The sequence below is a fragment of the Clostridium sp. AF15-41 genome (assembly GCF_003604095.1).
Lineage (GTDB): Bacteria > Bacillota > Clostridia > Lachnospirales > Lachnospiraceae > Coprococcus.
In genome coordinates this window covers 132,358-148,164 of record NZ_QTMQ01000004.1, presented here as the reverse complement: position 1 = coordinate 148,164, position 15,807 = coordinate 132,358, and the positions used below count along the sequence as shown (strand labels likewise).

Sequence of the window (15,807 nt, the reverse complement as noted above, 5' to 3'; positions counted from 1 at the left end):
AATCTATGATGTAGGTATCCAGACCTCTTAATCGAGGTTAAATTCCACGTTGTCAGTCATCATTTTCCAAATGATTCTGACGAACTTGCCGGCACAGTGCCCGAGGGCATTATAGTGAGTCCGGCCTTCAGCCATCTTGGCTTCGTAGTAAGCCTTGAAGGTGGCATTATTTTTAACAACATTGTGAGCTGCATTAATAAGTGCATATCTTAGGACTTTGGATCTACGTTTGGACATTCTGGTCTTCTTAGCCTGAAAGTTTCCAGACTGATAGACAGACGGATCCAAGCCAGCATATGCAAGCAGCTTGTTGGGGCTGGAGAAACGATGTATATCACCGATTTCACCAAGTATCATTCCTCCATTGATATATCCGATACCAGGAATGGTCATATGAAAAAAGAACTTATATTTCCATATTCTTCGCGTCAGATGATAAAGAGAGATTTTGATGAACTGGCGCATGAGTTGCTAAATGTTGGTTTTACAGAAGTATATACGTTGCCGCTTGATGACTTGAAAATAGGATGGATAAAAAAGAATAGGGCTGTTCAACAGGTAGTTGTAGCGGGAAGGGATTCCATGAAAAAGGGTACTATTTTGGAGCACGATGTCAAGATAACAATACAGTATCATTCATTTGGAAAGAAGAAATAGTGGAAAGCAGGAGGTGTTATTGTGGCATTTAACCCGGGATTAAATATAGGTCAAATACTAAAAAATGCAGAAGTTGTTGATACTTTTAAATGTGGAAATATGGGTGGTATGCGTCGTTCAAGAACTACTAACACTTTAGTGATAGTGTCCGATTATACAAAAGGAATTTATCATGATAAGTGGATTGGAGGAGTTCTTCACTACACAGGCATGGGTAAGAACGGAGATCAGGACATTAATTGGGCCCAGAATGCAACGCTTGCAGCATGTGGACATAATGGTGTTGATGTTTATCTTTTTGAAGTAATGGATGCCGGAGAGTATATATACTGTGGAAGAATAGAATTGGTTGATAAACCTTATACAGAATCACAGCCGGGTGAGGATGGAGTTCCTCGTAAAGTATGGATGTTTCCTATTCGTCCGGTGCCGGATAATGATGTTAATAAGCCAGCTATGTTTGTATTTAAAGATATGGAAGATTTTAAGAATCGTGGTAAGGATGTTGATGCGCAATACATGAAAATGATTGCAGCGAAGAAAAAGAGTGGAAGTAAATCAACGTATGTTCCACCAGTGCTTCCAAAGCCTGAACCAAAGCCACCTGTAGTTATTCCAGTAGATATTGTTGGAAAGCATGTAAAGCATAAGGCATTTGGTGTAGGAACGATTACTGCTATTGAAGGAACATCTATTGCTGTTGAATTTGATAAAGTTGGATTAAAAAGGATGGGATATGAATTCTGCATGGAAAAGAAAATGCTGGAATTTATTTGATGCAATATGAAGACGATAAAAGTAGTAGCTGCAGTTATCTGTGATTCTAGCAAAGATAAGAAACAGATTTTGGCTACAGCAAGAGGATATGGAGAGTTCAAGGACCAGTGGGAATTTCCAGGAGGAAAGATTGAAAAAGGTGAAACACCTCAGCAGGCTCTTGTGAGAGAAATAAAAGAAGAATTGGAAGTAGACATTAACGTTGGTGAATTGATTGATACTATTGAATATGATTATCCCGCATTTCACCTTTCGATGGACTGCTTTTGGGCAGAAATTATATGCGGCCAAATTGTGTTAAAAGAGGCTGAGGATGCAAAATGGCTTACGATAGATAAATTGGATAGTGTCAAATGGTTGCCGGCGGACGTTGCATTGATTTCATGTATTAAGAATAATATGCGTGTTCAAGAAATGCTTACCAGAAAAGTGAGTGTTGAAAAACTGAATGAGGAAAAGACAAAGAAACTTTGGGGCGAAATAATCGTAGGTGTAGGAGGTCAGAAAATAGAATGGTGTTATACAGATGTCCTATACTCGTTTAAAAGTATGTATTTGTTAGGAATTAAAGCAAAGTATCCAGAGTTGGTTGAGGTATGCGGACATACCATTAGGCCACAAAATAGAAATTCCCCAAGAGAATTGGCATATAGTGAAGATTTTATTTTGAGTTGTGTTGATAAGTGTAGAGAACTCAATAATTATCAGAGATTGCAACAATTTATTGATGTTTATGAAACTGTTGGAAATGTAATACCAGTTTGGCCGGGGGCAAATGTTCACAGAGGACAATTTTGTTGCTACGATTGTCCGGATATTTATTTTAATAATGAGAAAATCAGGGATCACGCATTGGCATTTTATAACAAATACTCAAATTCATATATGTGTGGAGATGATGCAATAATTGCTGGAATATACAATAACATGTCTGTAAAAAATTTGATTAATATGGACAAAGACGAATATGAAAACTATATTGAGCACGCAATTAATGTCATTAAATGGAGAACTGAAAAAATAGAATGATACCGGAAGACGTTCTGGAGTCGTGTAAATATATTTTAGAAATGGAGGTAAATTATGCCTAAATACACAGATGAAGATATTAGAAATATGAGTAAAATAACATGTAAGATAGCGGCAGATTACCTAGGCATATCCCCTATGGCGGTTAGTATCGGCATGAGAAATGATCTTTTACCGATCGGTTTTGCAATTCACAATGAAGAAAGAGATAGAAGATATTCTGAGAGTTGGTCCTATCACATAATTGGTGAGAGATTGATTGCATATAAGTATGGGAAAACATCAGAAGTACAAGTTCAAAATATAGAAAAGAGTCTAAATACTATAATAGAACAGTTTGAAGAAATGAAAAAAGATTTGGTTTTTCTATTAAGCGAAAACAAGGATCAGCAGAATTAGAGCTTTATGAATATGCGTTTTCGCTTGGAAAATACAAAGATGTTGAAAAAAAATATGTAGGAAAGGAGCTGCCAGGATGGAGAATGAAAAAGGAATAGTTAAATTGACTCGTAAGCAGCTCTATGATGAAATATGGGCTGTTTCAGTTGCAGGGGTAGCCAGAAAATATAACTTGAATTATGGTAAACTGATAGCAACTTGTAAAGTAGAAAATATACCTTTTCCTTCTTCTGGTTATTGGACTAAGAAGAATATGGGAAAAGATGTATCGAATGAGATTGTAGAATTTTCTGGATTGGAAGATACAGAAATTTCATTAATAACGAAAGACGCGGTTGTTAAGCGTATTCGGAAAGCTAAGGCAGAAGTAGTAGAGAAAGTGCATACTGACGTAACAGAAGAATTGGACGTAGCAGTCGAGGAAGATTTACCGCAGAAAAAAATGGAGAATATACCTAAGTGGCCAGATGGAATTCTTGATTATTTGGATGCGACGGAAAGAAATAAAGTATTAGAATATGCGTGCAATCTGCAGATAAGTCAAAGTACACGATTGCATAAAATGTTAGTCCAATACAAGAAGGATATTGCAGATTATAAGTCAAAACTGAAAGAAGCACAGAGTAGACCATACTATAATCCAAGACATAATAAACCAGAAAACGAACCTGCATTCTTTAAGGAAATGTCTGATGAGTGTATGTCACGTGCAATTGCTATATTAGATACCGTATTCAAATCAATTGAATCTTTAGGTGGAAGTATTAATAGTGATTTGTCTGTGAGAATTAGAGATGATATTGTTAGATTTCGTATGGTTGAGAGTCAAGACCAAGTAAAGCATGAAATGACTAAGCAAGAGGCACAGGAGCTCGTAAAGTATAATGATGATATCAAAAATCATAGATGGGCTTCAAAACCGCAAATTAGAAAATATGACAAGGTATATAATGGTAAACTTCGTATTGTGTTTGGGGAGCGAAGCTACATTAGAGATAACGATTCTGAAAAATTAGAAGATAGACTGGGTGATATTTTGGTTACCCTGTATGAGAAAGCAGAAGAGAATAGAATTGTACGAGAAGCACGTGAAGAGGCAGAACGTAAGAGAGTTGAAGAAGCGAGACGCAGAGAAGAAAATAGACAAAGAAAAGAACAAGAAATTCATCTTGTTAAAGAGCTTGTAAACAAAGCTGAAGACTATAGAATTGCAAAGGAAATAAGAGAATATATTCAAGCTATGATTGATAGTGGAAGTGAAGATATTACTCCAGAATGGATTGAATGGGCTGAGAAGAAGGCAGATTGGTATGATCCGTCTATAGCGACTGAGGATGAATATCTGGGAAAACGTCAGCATGAAAAAAGTGCAGAAGAAAAGGAAAAATCTTTGCAAGACAGTATCAGAAAGAACTGGTATTGGTAAAAATGAATGGAGGAAATTTGATGAATAAAGATCCTTTTAAAGAGTATATAAAACAAACAGAACCAGGCAAAAGAGACAAGGGTTATGCCTGGCACACAGCTATAGGGCTTCAGGCAGTGGATGGATTAAAGCCTTCCAAGTATTTGATTGATACTGCAATAAAGAATATTGAAGGTGATATTTCGATTGATGAAGCGCAGGAACTTCTCAATACGTATTATGAAGAAAATCCAAAAGCAGATACAGAAGACCGTACGGAAGAGGCCGACAAAGTTGCTGTTAGAATAGCAAAAATCTTATCGGAGAAAGCATTTAGTTTTACTCCGAATGAGTATATCTCTATTCATAAAAAGTTGTTTGCTGGGATTTATGGACATGCCGGAAAACTGAGAGATTATAATATTACAAAAAAGGAATGGGTGCTGAATGGAGCAACGGTTCTTTATGGAAGTGCATCAGAACTTCGAGCAACTCTGGACTATGATTTTGCAGAGGAAAAGAAATTTAGTTATAAAAACTTGAGCATGGAAGAAATTATTCATCACTTGGCACTCTTTGTATCAAGATTATGGCAGATACATGTATTCGGCGAGGGAAACACACGAACTACAGCAGTATTTTTTATTAAGTATCTTAGAACGCTGGGATTTGACGTAACCAATGATATTTTTGCGGAAAATGCTTGGTATTTTAGAAATGCACTTGTTAGGGCCAATTATAACGATTTGAAAAATGGTGTTCATGAGACAACTGAGTATTTGGAATTGTTTTTAAGAAATTTACTGTTGGATGAAAAGAATGAACTTCATAATCGTTCGATGCACATTAGTGGAAGGTTTAAAGAAACGGATTTTGAAAGTGCAAAAGCGGACATTGGGAATACGGAAGCGGACATTGAAAGTCAAAAAGCGAACATTCGAAATAAATTACTTGCTTTTTCGGATATGATTTCAGAAAAAACAATAAATCACACTTTTGAACTGTTTTCAAAATGTGGAAAAGAAGAATATTTCGGCAGAACGATTGTAGAAGATATTACCGGGTTAAAATCAACAAGAGCATCCGAGCTGATAAAACTGTTGGTTGATAGCAAGGTGATCGTATCCGTAACCGGACATGGAAAAGGAAAATATCGGTTTCAATAAAAGTGGTCATTGAAAGGGGGTTAATGCCATTCGCAAAACTGCCCTAAACAAATTTGCGGACAGATATATTACCAAATTTGGTAGCAGTATTTAGAATGATTTTGCATTATAAAAGTGGCATGGTGATTCGATAGAAATGGAGGTACAGACTTGAAAGTACAGGAGGGATACCGACTTGGCAGCATTGTTCGCAGAGATTTTTGCCCTGCGTTACAAATAGATGCAGATTCCGAGCAGGTTGTAACTTCAATGCTGAATCAGAATTTTGTCCCCATCGTTGATGGCCGGAATGCTCTATGCGGGATTCTGATAAGGAAACGGCTGATTGAATTTCTGGCACAAGCTCGTGATAAAAAAGAATAAGTCCTGCATCTTTAGACGGTCTTAATACAGATACGCATTCTCTTTTACCTTCTTTACTCCCTTTGATTTATAATTAAGGGCACATAAAGGGGTATAAAGGAGGATTGCAGTTATGGGAGTAGTGTTGTTAAAAAGGAAGTTGACTTCGTTTCAAATTATCATCCTCGGGTTTTCCGGTGTGATCCTTTTCGGCACCTTCCTTTTAATGTTGCCGTTTTCCAGCCGAAGCGGACTGGCAACGCCTTTCTCGGATGCATTGTTTACTTCTACCTCAGCAGTTTGTGTAACTGGACTCATTATACATGATACGGCAACATACTGGTCGGCCTTCGGCCAGTTTGTCATTTTACTGCTGATTCAGATTGGAGGCATGGGGGTTATTACCATAGCCGCATCTTTTGCAATGATTTCCGGTCGGAAGATTTCTTTGATGCAGCGCTGTACCATGCAGGAGGCGATTTCAGCGCCAAAGGTAGGGGGAATCGTTCGCTTGACTGGCTTTATCGTCAGGGTGACACTGGTGATGGAACTGCTGTGTGCAGCCGTGATGGCGCCGGTGTTTTGCCGTGATTTCGGGGAAAAGGGACTTTGGATGGCACTGTTTCATTCCGTGTCCGCTTTTTGTAACGCAGGCTTTGATCTATTGGGTGTGCGCACTCCCTTTTCCTCCCTGACCAGCTATGCAGCAAATCCAGTCATAAACTTTACTATTATGTTCTTAATTGTGTTTGGAGGCATTGGCTTTCTGACTTGGGATGATATTCGGACAAATCGATTGCATTTGCACAAATATCGGATGCAGAGTAAGGTGATTCTTTGTACCACAGCGGTTTTATTGATCGTTCCGGCAATGTACTTTTATTTTTTTGAGTTTGCTGATCTTACCCGAAAGGAACGGCTTTTATCTTCTCTTTTTCAAGCTGTGACACCACGAACGGCGGGTTTTAATACGGTGGATTTAACTGATTTGAGTGAGGCGGGACAATTTATCACCATTGCGCTGATGCTGATCGGCGGTAGTCCCGGGTCTACCGCAGGCGGTTTGAAAACAACAACCATTGCTGTTTTGCTTACTACTGCGATTTCTACCTTTCGGCGCAGAGAAAATGCCAACCTCTTTGGACGTCGCATTGATGATGATGTCGTAAAAAATGCAGCGACAATTTCGCTTATGTATATCACGCTATGTTGTACCGGTGGCCTTATCATCAGCGTTTCCGAAGGACTTCCCATGCTTACCTGCCTTTTTGAAACTGCCTCAGCTGTTGGCACAGTCGGCCTGTCCCTGGGAATTACGCCGGAACTGAATCTGCTCTCACGGAGTGTTTTGATTCTGCTGATGTTTTTTGGACGAGTCGGTGGCCTTACATTAATTTTTGCGGCCTTGTCCAGTGCACAAAAGAAAGTTTCAAAACTACCAAAGGAAAAAATAACAGTAGGATAAAGGAGACATTATGAAATCAATTCTTCTAATTGGTCTGGGGCGATTTGGAAAACATATTGCCCTGCACTTAAATCATTTGGGCCATCAAGTGATGGCGGTAGATACTTCGGAGGAACGTGTAGAGGCTGTTCTGCCCCTTGTTACCAATGCACAGATTGGAGACAGTACGAATGCCGATTTCTTGGAATCTCTCGGTGTTCGCAACTATGATGTATGCATTGTGGCCATCGGCAACAACTTTCAAAGCTCATTGGAAACAACTTCTCTGCTCAGTGAATTAGGAGCGAGGTTTGTAGTTTCCAGAGCTGCAACTGATGTTCAGGAAAAATTTTTGCTGCGTAACGGTGCAAATGAAGTAGTCTACCCGGAAAAACAGCTCGCAAAGTGGACAGCAATCCGTTACAGTGCGGATCACATTCTCGATTACATAGAACTGGATGAAAATCATGCCATGTTTGAGATTCCCATTCCCAAAGATTGGGCGGATCGTTCGATTGGAGAGCTTGATATTCGTAAAAAATTCAATATTAACATTATGGGAATCAAGAAAAGCGGCAAGCTGGAGTTATCTATTACTTCAGACACAGTGCTGAAAGCAGGAGATACCATGTTGGCGTTGGGAAGTAACAGAAATTTGCAAAAGTGCTTTCATACTTGATTTTAAGAAAAATCAAAGGAATTGGGGGTGAATCCATGCAGGATGTTATTTTACTTGTAAGTACATCAGCCATATTTATTTTTGGGGATTTTCTGATGAATAAACTGGATGTTTTTCTGGAAAACAATTTTGAGCCGATTACCCAGAATCAAATCACACAAATAGCACTATGGAGGGATTCCAAAAAATTATCTGTCGTCGATTTTTTCATTGGATGCCTGAACAAATTTGCCGTGGATCAGTCGCAGATGTAGGTTTTGACGTTGTGTGTTATAATATTGAAAAAGGAAATCGCTTTTACTTGAGTGACAGATAGGAGGGTTAGAATGGAACTGCCAAGACAAGATCCGGATCAGCTTCTTCGTGCGATCCGTAACGATGCATCCACTAAGAAAAGCGGAAAGCTCAAAATCTTTTTCGGTTATGCCGCAGGTGTCGGAAAGACCTATGCCATGCTTCAGGCGGCTCATCAGGCTAAGGAGCGTGGCATCGATGTGGTTGCTGGATACATAGAACCCCATGCCCGACCCCAGACGATGGCACTTCTGGACGGCTTGGAGCAGCTTCCTGTGAAACAAGTTGCTTACGAAGGAATGACCCTTCGTGAATTTGATATTGATGCTGCGCTCAAGCGAAATCCCCAGCTCATACTGGTGGATGAGTTGGCCCATACCAACGCCGAAAGCAGTCGGCACACGAAGCGGTATCAGGATGTTCAGGAACTGCTAAATACTGGAATTGATGTCTATACGACTGTAAATGTCCAACATATTGAGAGTCTCAACGATACAGTAGCCTCTATCACCGGAATTCTTGTGCGGGAGCGCATTCCGGATTCCACCTTTGATCAAGCAGATCAGGTAGAACTGGTGGATATTGAGCCTGCGGAGTTGCTGGAACGACTGGCAAGTGGAAATGTGTACCGGGAAGATCAGGCGCAGCGGGCAACAGTTAATTTTTTCACGCTGGAAAATCTCACCGCATTGCGGGAAATCGCCCTCCGTCGGTGCGCTGACCGGGTGAACTTGCTGACGGAAAGCGCCAGAGTACAGAGCCGAGGCGATTACCATACAGACGAGCGCATTCTGGCATGTCTTTCCTCGTCGCCATCCAACGCAAAAATTATTCGGACTGCTGCAAGGATGGCAAGAGCCTTTCGGGGAACATTTACCGCTCTTTATGTGGAAACGTCAAATACAGCGGCGATGAGTGACGATGATAAAAAGCGTTTGCAGGATAATAAGCGTCTGGCCCAGCAACTTGGCGCTGCGATTGAGACAAGTTATGGCGATGATGTGCCTTATCAGATTGCGGAATTTGCCCGTCTTTCCGGCATCTCAAAAATCGTAATTGGACGAAGTACCATTGCACGAAAGAATATTTTCAGCAAGCCCACCTTGACGGAACGCCTGATTTCCAGCGTACCTAATCTGGATATTCATGTGATACCGGATGCCAGCACAGGAACCAGTTATCAGGAAAAAAAGAGTAAGGCGCAGGTAGATGCGATGCCCCTGCGTGATGTTCTGAAGAGTATAGCTGTATTGCTGGTAGCTACACTAATTGGCTGTGGCTTTGACGCTCTTGGGTTCACGGAGAGTAATATTATCGCAGTTTATATATTAGGCGTACTTGTGACCGCTGTAATCACAACCAACCGACTGTGCGGGATTCTGACCTCGGTTGTCAGTGTGCTGGTTTTCAATTTCTTTTTTACCACTCCGAGACTGACATTCCATTTTGACGATCCGAACTATATTATTACCTTTACCATTATGTTTATAGTAACACTGCTTTCCGGATCTCTCGCTACCCGGCTGAAAGAAAATGCGAAACAATCTGCCCATACAGCTTACCGTACAAAGATTCTTTTTGAAACCAACCAGCTTCTGCAAAAAGAGCAGGATGAGAATGCGGTAATCACCGCTATGGCAGGGCAGCTCATGAAGCTGCTGAAAAAAGATATTGTCGTCTACCTGTCTGATGGTAAAGAACTTGCCACCCCTAACGTTTTTCGTGCTGTTAATAGCATTCAGGAAGATTTAATTTCTGAGAACGAGAAAGCAGTCGCCGATTGGGCCTTCCGAAACAATAAACACGCCGGTGCCACAACAGATACATTATCCAGTGCAAAGTGTTTATACCTTGCGATTCGGGTTAACCAGAATGTATATGGAGTAGCTGGTATTGCTGTGAACGATACTCCATTGGACTCTTTTGAAAATAGCGTGCTTCTTTCCATTCTTGGCGAGTGCGCATTGGCGCTGGAAAACATCAAAAATGCCAAGGAGAAGGAGGAAGCGGCTGTCCTGGCACAAAATGAACAACTTCGTGCCAATCTGCTGCGGGCAATCTCCCATGATCTTCGGACGCCTTTGACAGCGATTTCCGGCAGCGCAGACAATTTGCTTGCAAATTATAAAAAAATGGACGATGCACTACGGGAGCAGACCTTTACTGATATTTATGACGATTCCATGTGGCTAATCAATCTGGTTGAAAATTTGTTAGCAGTCACACGAATTGAGGGAGGACAGGTCAATCTAACTTGGAGTATCGAACTCATGGATGAGGTCGTTTCTGAAGCGCTGAAGCACATCAACAGAAAAAGTAAAGAACACACCATTCGTGTGACCAGCGGTAAAGACTTTATCCTTGCCCACATTGACGCGAAGCTGATCGTTCAGGTGATTATCAATTTGGTTGACAACGCCATCAAATATACCCCTGTCGGTTCAGTAATTGAAATACACACCGATCAAAAAGAGCAATGGGTCACGGTTTCCGTTTCCGACAACGGCCCTGGGATTCCCGATGAGCAGAAACCCCGTATTTTCGATATGTTTTATAGTGGGGCCAATAAAGTGGTCGACAGCCGCAGAAGCCTTGGATTGGGGCTGTCCCTCTGTAAGTCCATTGTGACCGCCCACGGCGGCACGATTTCCGTATCAGACAATCAGCCAAATGGCACTGTTTTTAAATTTACATTACCTGCAGAGGAGGTAGAACTTCATGAATAAACCTTTGATATTAGTGGTTGAGGATGACCCGTCTGTACGAAATCTCATTACGACCACTTTAAAAACAAATGATTATCGTTATGTGGTAGCACCTAATGGCTCGGCAGCCATTATGGAGGCCACATCGCACAATCCTGAAATCATCTTACTGGATTTGGGCTTGCCGGATATGGATGGCATTCAAGTCATTCAAACGGTTCGCTCTTGGTCCAATGTTCCGATTATTGTAATCAGCGCCCGAAGCGAGGATAACGATAAAATCAAGGCGCTGGATGCCGGAGCGGACGATTATTTGACAAAGCCCTTTTCGGTAGAAGAACTGCTGGCACGACTTCGGGTGACGCAGCGAAGACTCTCTCTGATGACGGCAGAGATGTTTACTGCCAGTTCTGTATTTGTGAATGGTAAGTTGAAAGTGGATTATGCCGGGGGATGCGCTTATCTGGATGAAAGCGAACTTCACCTGACACCCATTGAGTATAAGCTGTTGTGTCTGCTGTCCAAGAATGTCGGCAAGGTACTGACCCATACCTTTATCACACAAAATATCTGGGGCCGCAGTTGGGATAACGATGTGGCTTCGCTGCGGGTATTTATGGCAACATTGCGAAAAAAACTGGAGCCAACAGAGGAGTCTCCACAATATATTCAAACACATATTGGTGTGGGCTACCGCATGATGAAAATAGAATAACGCTATGAGGACGGCCAGTGTTCTCTATGAAAAATAGACGATTGAGTTTCGGATTGCCCTAATCATTTTTTGTTATTTGGAAAGAAAATCAATACCACACTTGCTACATTTATTGAAAATGGACAAGGAAAAGGCGTTGTACGGCAAGACATAATTCCGATGTTGACATTTTACATTTTTTGGTCAAGCATTACTTCGTTCCTTACCCTTGCACAAATGAAAGGACAATTCATATCAAAGCAATTTTCTATCTCTGAAAGCAAGTTTTTAGATTATGGGTTCAATCAGATTATAAACTTTATTTTGGAGTTGAAAATTTGATGATGAACAGCAGTTGGTTAATATGCCCCGTATGTGGAGGAAAAACTCGTGATCAAATACGGAAAGATACGGTTTTGATAAATTATCCTCTTTACTGTCCGAAGTGTAAACAGACAACGCTGATAAATGTAAATGAATTGAATACAACAGTTATCAAAGAGCCAAACACAAAACCGTTGCTATTTAACAGCGATGATTTGCGCTTGAGATGTCGCGGCGGTTGAAACCAAACATTTCTGCCGCCCTCCTCCTCCGGGCAAGTATAACATTGCATCGGCATTATCGTTCCATGTAATTCAGTATAATAATGGCTGTTCTTGGCGCGCCAGTTTTCCCTCACGGAAATCTGGCGTTTTTTGTTGCCATTTTTTCGGAGGTGACCCGGTTGCCTGCCGGTGTCGGTCTCCGCCTCCATTCGATTCACCCGTCAATCATCCGTGAATCGAAATGGAGGTACATAATGAAGAAAATTAACCTTCGGGAACTTTATCCTGAAGTTTATACAAGTAGGAGAAGAAGTTTATATCAGTATGATAAATAAAGCTGAAAAATATTGTTGGTTTATGACGCCATATCTAATCATAACAGATGAAATGACGCATGAAAAATAAATTTTGTTGAGGTTAAATTGAGATTGACTTTGTATTGTATAAGTATGAAATAAAAAGGAATCAGGTGATGTACAATGATAAAGCATAAAATATGTAAAATCCTTCTTGTTATACTGGCAATTTTTTTATGTGTGGTTTTTTATGAATTGCTCGGAATCTGCGTTGCATATAAAAAGCAGCCGGAAGTGTCCAATACAACCAAAAAAGAAACAATAAATGGGTCATGGAACGAATGCAGTGAAAATACAGAACGGGCAGTAATCATAGAAAAGAATCCAGAAGCGCTTTTACAAAGAGTGCGTTTGATTAAGAATGCAAAAAAGGAAATTATTCTTTCTACTTTTGCATTTCAATCCGATGAAAGTGGAAAATTGATTTTAGGAGCACTGCATGATGCGGCAGACAGAGGTGTACATATTCGTCTGTTAGTAGATGGAATGGAGAGCTGGATTGATATGGAAGGAAATCCGTATTTCTATGGATTATCTTCCCATGAGAATGTTGAAATTAAACTGTATAATAAGGCCAATCCGTTGAAACCGTGGAAAATGATGGGTAGAATGCATGATAAATATTTGATTGCAGATGGAAAGAGATATATTCTTGGGGGAAGAAATATACACAATTATTTCCTGGGTGATTTTCCGGGACATAAGAACTATGACAGAGACGTGTTAGTGGTTTGCGATGAACCTGAGAAAGAAAATTCAGTTAACCAGTTGTCAGAGTATTTTGAAACCATATGGAATCAGAAAGACAGTGGTTATTTTCATAACAATAAAAAACTGGCAAATAGAAAATCTGTAAAGAACGCAGTTTTAGAGCTGCAGAACAGCTATCAGAAATATTTTGAGGAGAATAAGGAAAGAATCTGCGAGACCGATTATACGGACGAAACTTTTGAGACAGAAAAGATTACATTAGTGTCAAATCCTATTCACACAGGTTCCAAAGAACCAGTAGTGTGGTATCAGTTGGGAGAATTGATGAAAAATGCAAAAAATCGTGTGAAGATCCACACGCCATATATTATCTGTAATGATATGATGTATAATACATGGGAGGAGATTGCAGAGAACGTTTCAGATTTTTCTATCATGACAAATTCAGTTGCGAATAATAGGAATCCATTTGGGTCTGCCGATTATGCGAAAAACAGAAATAGAATCTTAAGTACAGGAATTAATATCTGGGAATATGAAGGCGGTTATTCATACCACGGAAAAAGTATTCTGATTGACGATGATCTGTCTGTAATCGGTTCCTTTAATATGGACATGAGAAGTGTATATCTGGATACGGAACTGATGCTTGTAATACGCAGTAAAGATATTAATAAACAGTTGGAAGAGGGCATGATGGAATATGAAAAAGTGTCCCGCCAGATATTAGAAGGCGGAACTTATAATGATCCATATCATGTAGAGCCAATCGAATTAACAAAGAAACGTCAGAGAAAAATATTTTTGGTACAGCATCTGCTTGGATGGGCAAGGTATCTGTTTTAATAAGGAGGAAGGAAAACGTGTTTCAAATATTGATTGTAGAAGATGATAAAGAATTAAGCCAGCTATTCCAAAAAGTGCTTGAGAAGAATGGATATCAAGTCAAAAGTGCATCGGATGGAGCACAGGCATTAGAAGTATTGGATAAGGAATATATTGATCTGATCATTTCTGATATTATGATGCCGGTTATGGATGGCTATGAACTGGTGTCAGAACTTCGTTCAGCAGGATATCAGATACCAGTGCTTATGATCACTGCGAAAGGTTCCTTTGATGATATGCGTCAGGGATTTTTTTCGGGAAGTGATGATTATATGGTAAAACCGGTAAATGTGAATGAAATGGTTTTAAGAGTCGGAGCACTGCTTCGCCGTGCACAGATATTGAATGAACACAAAATTGTGATCGGTTCAACAGAGTTTGATTATGATGCAATGACGGTTACAACTGATAAGGAAAGTCTTGTTTTACCTAAAAAACAATTCCTGCTTTTATATAAGCTTGCAGCTTCGCCAGGCAGAACATTTACAAAACAACAGTTGATGGATGAAGTATGGGGATATGAGACGGAGGCAGACCCACATACAATAGAGGTACATATAGGAAGACTCAGAGAGCGTTTTAAAGATAACCCAGATTTTGAAATCGTAACAATGCGTGGAATTGGATACAAGGTGGTGAAAAAATAATGGAACAAAAGAAAAAAAAAGGATTGCGGATCCGATCCTGTCTGACTGGTGCAATCTGGCTTGCACTTGTATTTTCAACAGTCATATCTGCTTTATTATTTGCTTTTTTGAATCATTTTTTTAATCTGCCGGGCAGCATACCTGTGCTTGGCTGGCTTTTGATTTTCAATACATTGATTGCAGGGCTGATCACTTCCTTTATCAATGCAAAGTTACTGGAACCAATTACCAGACTTAGTAAAGCAATGAAGGAAGTTTCTCAGGGAGATTTTGAACAGCATTTGGAAACGAACAGCCGTATAGCAGAAGTTGGAGAATCTTATCAAAGTTTTAACGTTATGACAAAAGAACTTCGTGCAACAGAGGTGCTGCAGATGGATTTTGTATCTAATGTTTCTCATGAGTTTAAGACCCCGATTAATGCCATTGAAGGATATACAATGCTGCTTCAGGGAGAAGAACTGTCTCCGGATCAAGAGGAATATGTAGAAAAAATCTTATTTAACACCCAAAGGCTTTCCGGATTGGTTGGTAATATTTTGCTGTTATCCAAGTTAGAGAATCAGAATATACCAATGAAAAAAACGGAATATCGTCTGGATGAACAGATCCGCCAGGCATTTCTTTCATTGGAAACAAAATGGACAGAAAAAGAAATTGGTTTTCAGGTAGAATTGGAGGAAGTTAAATATACTGGGAATGAAGGACTTTTTATGCATATCTGGATAAATCTTTTGGATAATGCGATTAAGTTCAGCCCTTCAAAGGGGACAATTACGATGTTTCTGAAACAAGAACAGGATTCTGTTAAGTTCATTCTGGAAGATGAAGGACCAGGAATAGAGGATGATGTAAAATCCAGAATATTTGACAAGTTCTATCAGGTAGATGGATCTCATAAAGCAGAAGGAAATGGCCTAGGTCTTGCACTTGTAAAACGGATTGTAGATAGTGCCGGAGGAACAATCAAAGCAGAAAACCGTGAATATGGTGGATGCAGATTTGTTATAGAGCTGCCAAAGCAGAAAGATGAGATTATATAGTTTTAAGATAAATTAGAAGATAG

The 15,807-nt window shown here is 40.0% G+C and carries 15 protein-coding genes and 1 pseudogene; 15 read left to right on the top strand and 1 reads right to left on the bottom strand.

What is annotated here, in order from left to right; translation table 11 throughout:
• Positions 1-27 precede the first annotated feature (27 nt).
• A complete protein-coding gene (locus DWW43_RS04550; RefSeq protein ID WP_243104393.1) occupies positions 28-357 on the bottom strand; it encodes a transposase in 330 nt (109 codons plus the stop codon).
• Between the two features lie 36 nt (positions 358-393).
• On the opposite strand from DWW43_RS04550, the gene DWW43_RS04545 reads away from it, so the two are divergent.
• From DWW43_RS04545 to DWW43_RS04465, 15 genes and pseudogenes are all read left to right on the top strand, one after another.
• A complete protein-coding gene (locus DWW43_RS04545; protein ID WP_119962853.1) occupies positions 394-657 on the top strand; it encodes a hypothetical protein in 264 nt (87 codons plus the stop codon).
• Between the two features lie 21 nt (positions 658-678).
• The gene (locus tag DWW43_RS04540; RefSeq protein ID WP_119962852.1) at positions 679-1,434 is read left to right on the top strand and encodes an HNH endonuclease; all 756 of its coding nucleotides are present in this window, start codon (positions 679-681) and stop codon (positions 1,432-1,434) included.
• Positions 1,435-1,440: 6 nt separating this feature from the next.
• A pseudogene (locus DWW43_RS12280) lies at positions 1,441-1,830 on the top strand ((deoxy)nucleoside triphosphate pyrophosphohydrolase); the annotation flags it as partial.
• A 687-nt stretch (positions 1,831-2,517) separates the two neighbouring features.
• On the top strand, positions 2,518-2,862 hold the full coding sequence (locus tag DWW43_RS04530; protein ID WP_119962850.1) for a hypothetical protein: 345 nt from the start codon (positions 2,518-2,520) through the stop codon (positions 2,860-2,862).
• A gap of 76 nt (positions 2,863-2,938) precedes the next feature.
• Entirely contained in the window at positions 2,939-4,288 is a 1,350-nt protein-coding gene (locus DWW43_RS04525) for a hypothetical protein (protein WP_119962849.1), read from the top strand.
• Between the two features lie 20 nt (positions 4,289-4,308).
• The gene (locus DWW43_RS04520; protein WP_119962848.1) at positions 4,309-5,433 is read left to right on the top strand and encodes a Fic family protein; all 1,125 of its coding nucleotides are present in this window, start codon (positions 4,309-4,311) and stop codon (positions 5,431-5,433) included.
• A 150-nt stretch (positions 5,434-5,583) separates the two neighbouring features.
• Positions 5,584-5,796, top strand: coding sequence for a hypothetical protein (locus DWW43_RS04515; RefSeq protein ID WP_119962847.1), 213 nt, complete (start codon positions 5,584-5,586; stop codon positions 5,794-5,796).
• Positions 5,797-5,908: 112 nt separating this feature from the next.
• Positions 5,909-7,240 (top strand): TrkH family potassium uptake protein, encoded by a 1,332-nt coding sequence (locus tag DWW43_RS04510; RefSeq protein ID WP_119962846.1) that lies wholly within the window; start codon positions 5,909-5,911, stop codon positions 7,238-7,240.
• 10 nt (positions 7,241-7,250) lie between these two features.
• Positions 7,251-7,898 (top strand): TrkA family potassium uptake protein, encoded by a 648-nt coding sequence (locus DWW43_RS04505; protein ID WP_119962845.1) that lies wholly within the window; start codon positions 7,251-7,253, stop codon positions 7,896-7,898.
• Between the two features lie 326 nt (positions 7,899-8,224).
• The gene (locus DWW43_RS04495) at positions 8,225-10,918 is read left to right on the top strand and encodes a sensor histidine kinase KdpD (protein ID WP_119962843.1); all 2,694 of its coding nucleotides are present in this window, start codon (positions 8,225-8,227) and stop codon (positions 10,916-10,918) included.
• Positions 10,911-11,612 (top strand): response regulator transcription factor, encoded by a 702-nt coding sequence (locus DWW43_RS04490; protein ID WP_119962842.1) that lies wholly within the window; start codon positions 10,911-10,913, stop codon positions 11,610-11,612. Before DWW43_RS04495 ends, DWW43_RS04490 begins: the two co-directional genes overlap by 8 nt.
• Before the next feature lie 320 nt (positions 11,613-11,932).
• The gene (locus DWW43_RS04485; RefSeq protein WP_117808204.1) at positions 11,933-12,157 is read left to right on the top strand and encodes a cysteine-rich KTR domain-containing protein; all 225 of its coding nucleotides are present in this window, start codon (positions 11,933-11,935) and stop codon (positions 12,155-12,157) included.
• 461 nt (positions 12,158-12,618) lie between these two features.
• Positions 12,619-14,052: a phospholipase D family protein gene (locus tag DWW43_RS04475; RefSeq protein ID WP_119962841.1), complete on the top strand. Its 1,434-nt coding sequence runs from the start codon at positions 12,619-12,621 to the stop codon at positions 14,050-14,052.
• Positions 14,031-14,741, top strand: a complete 711-nt coding sequence (locus tag DWW43_RS04470) for a response regulator transcription factor (RefSeq protein ID WP_005421560.1) — start codon at positions 14,031-14,033, stop codon at positions 14,739-14,741. Before DWW43_RS04475 ends, DWW43_RS04470 begins: the two co-directional genes overlap by 22 nt.
• Positions 14,741-15,784, top strand: a complete 1,044-nt coding sequence (locus DWW43_RS04465) for a HAMP domain-containing sensor histidine kinase (protein ID WP_005421561.1) — start codon at positions 14,741-14,743, stop codon at positions 15,782-15,784. Before DWW43_RS04470 ends, DWW43_RS04465 begins: the two co-directional genes overlap by 1 nt.
• Positions 15,785-15,807: the final 23 nt, after the last annotated feature.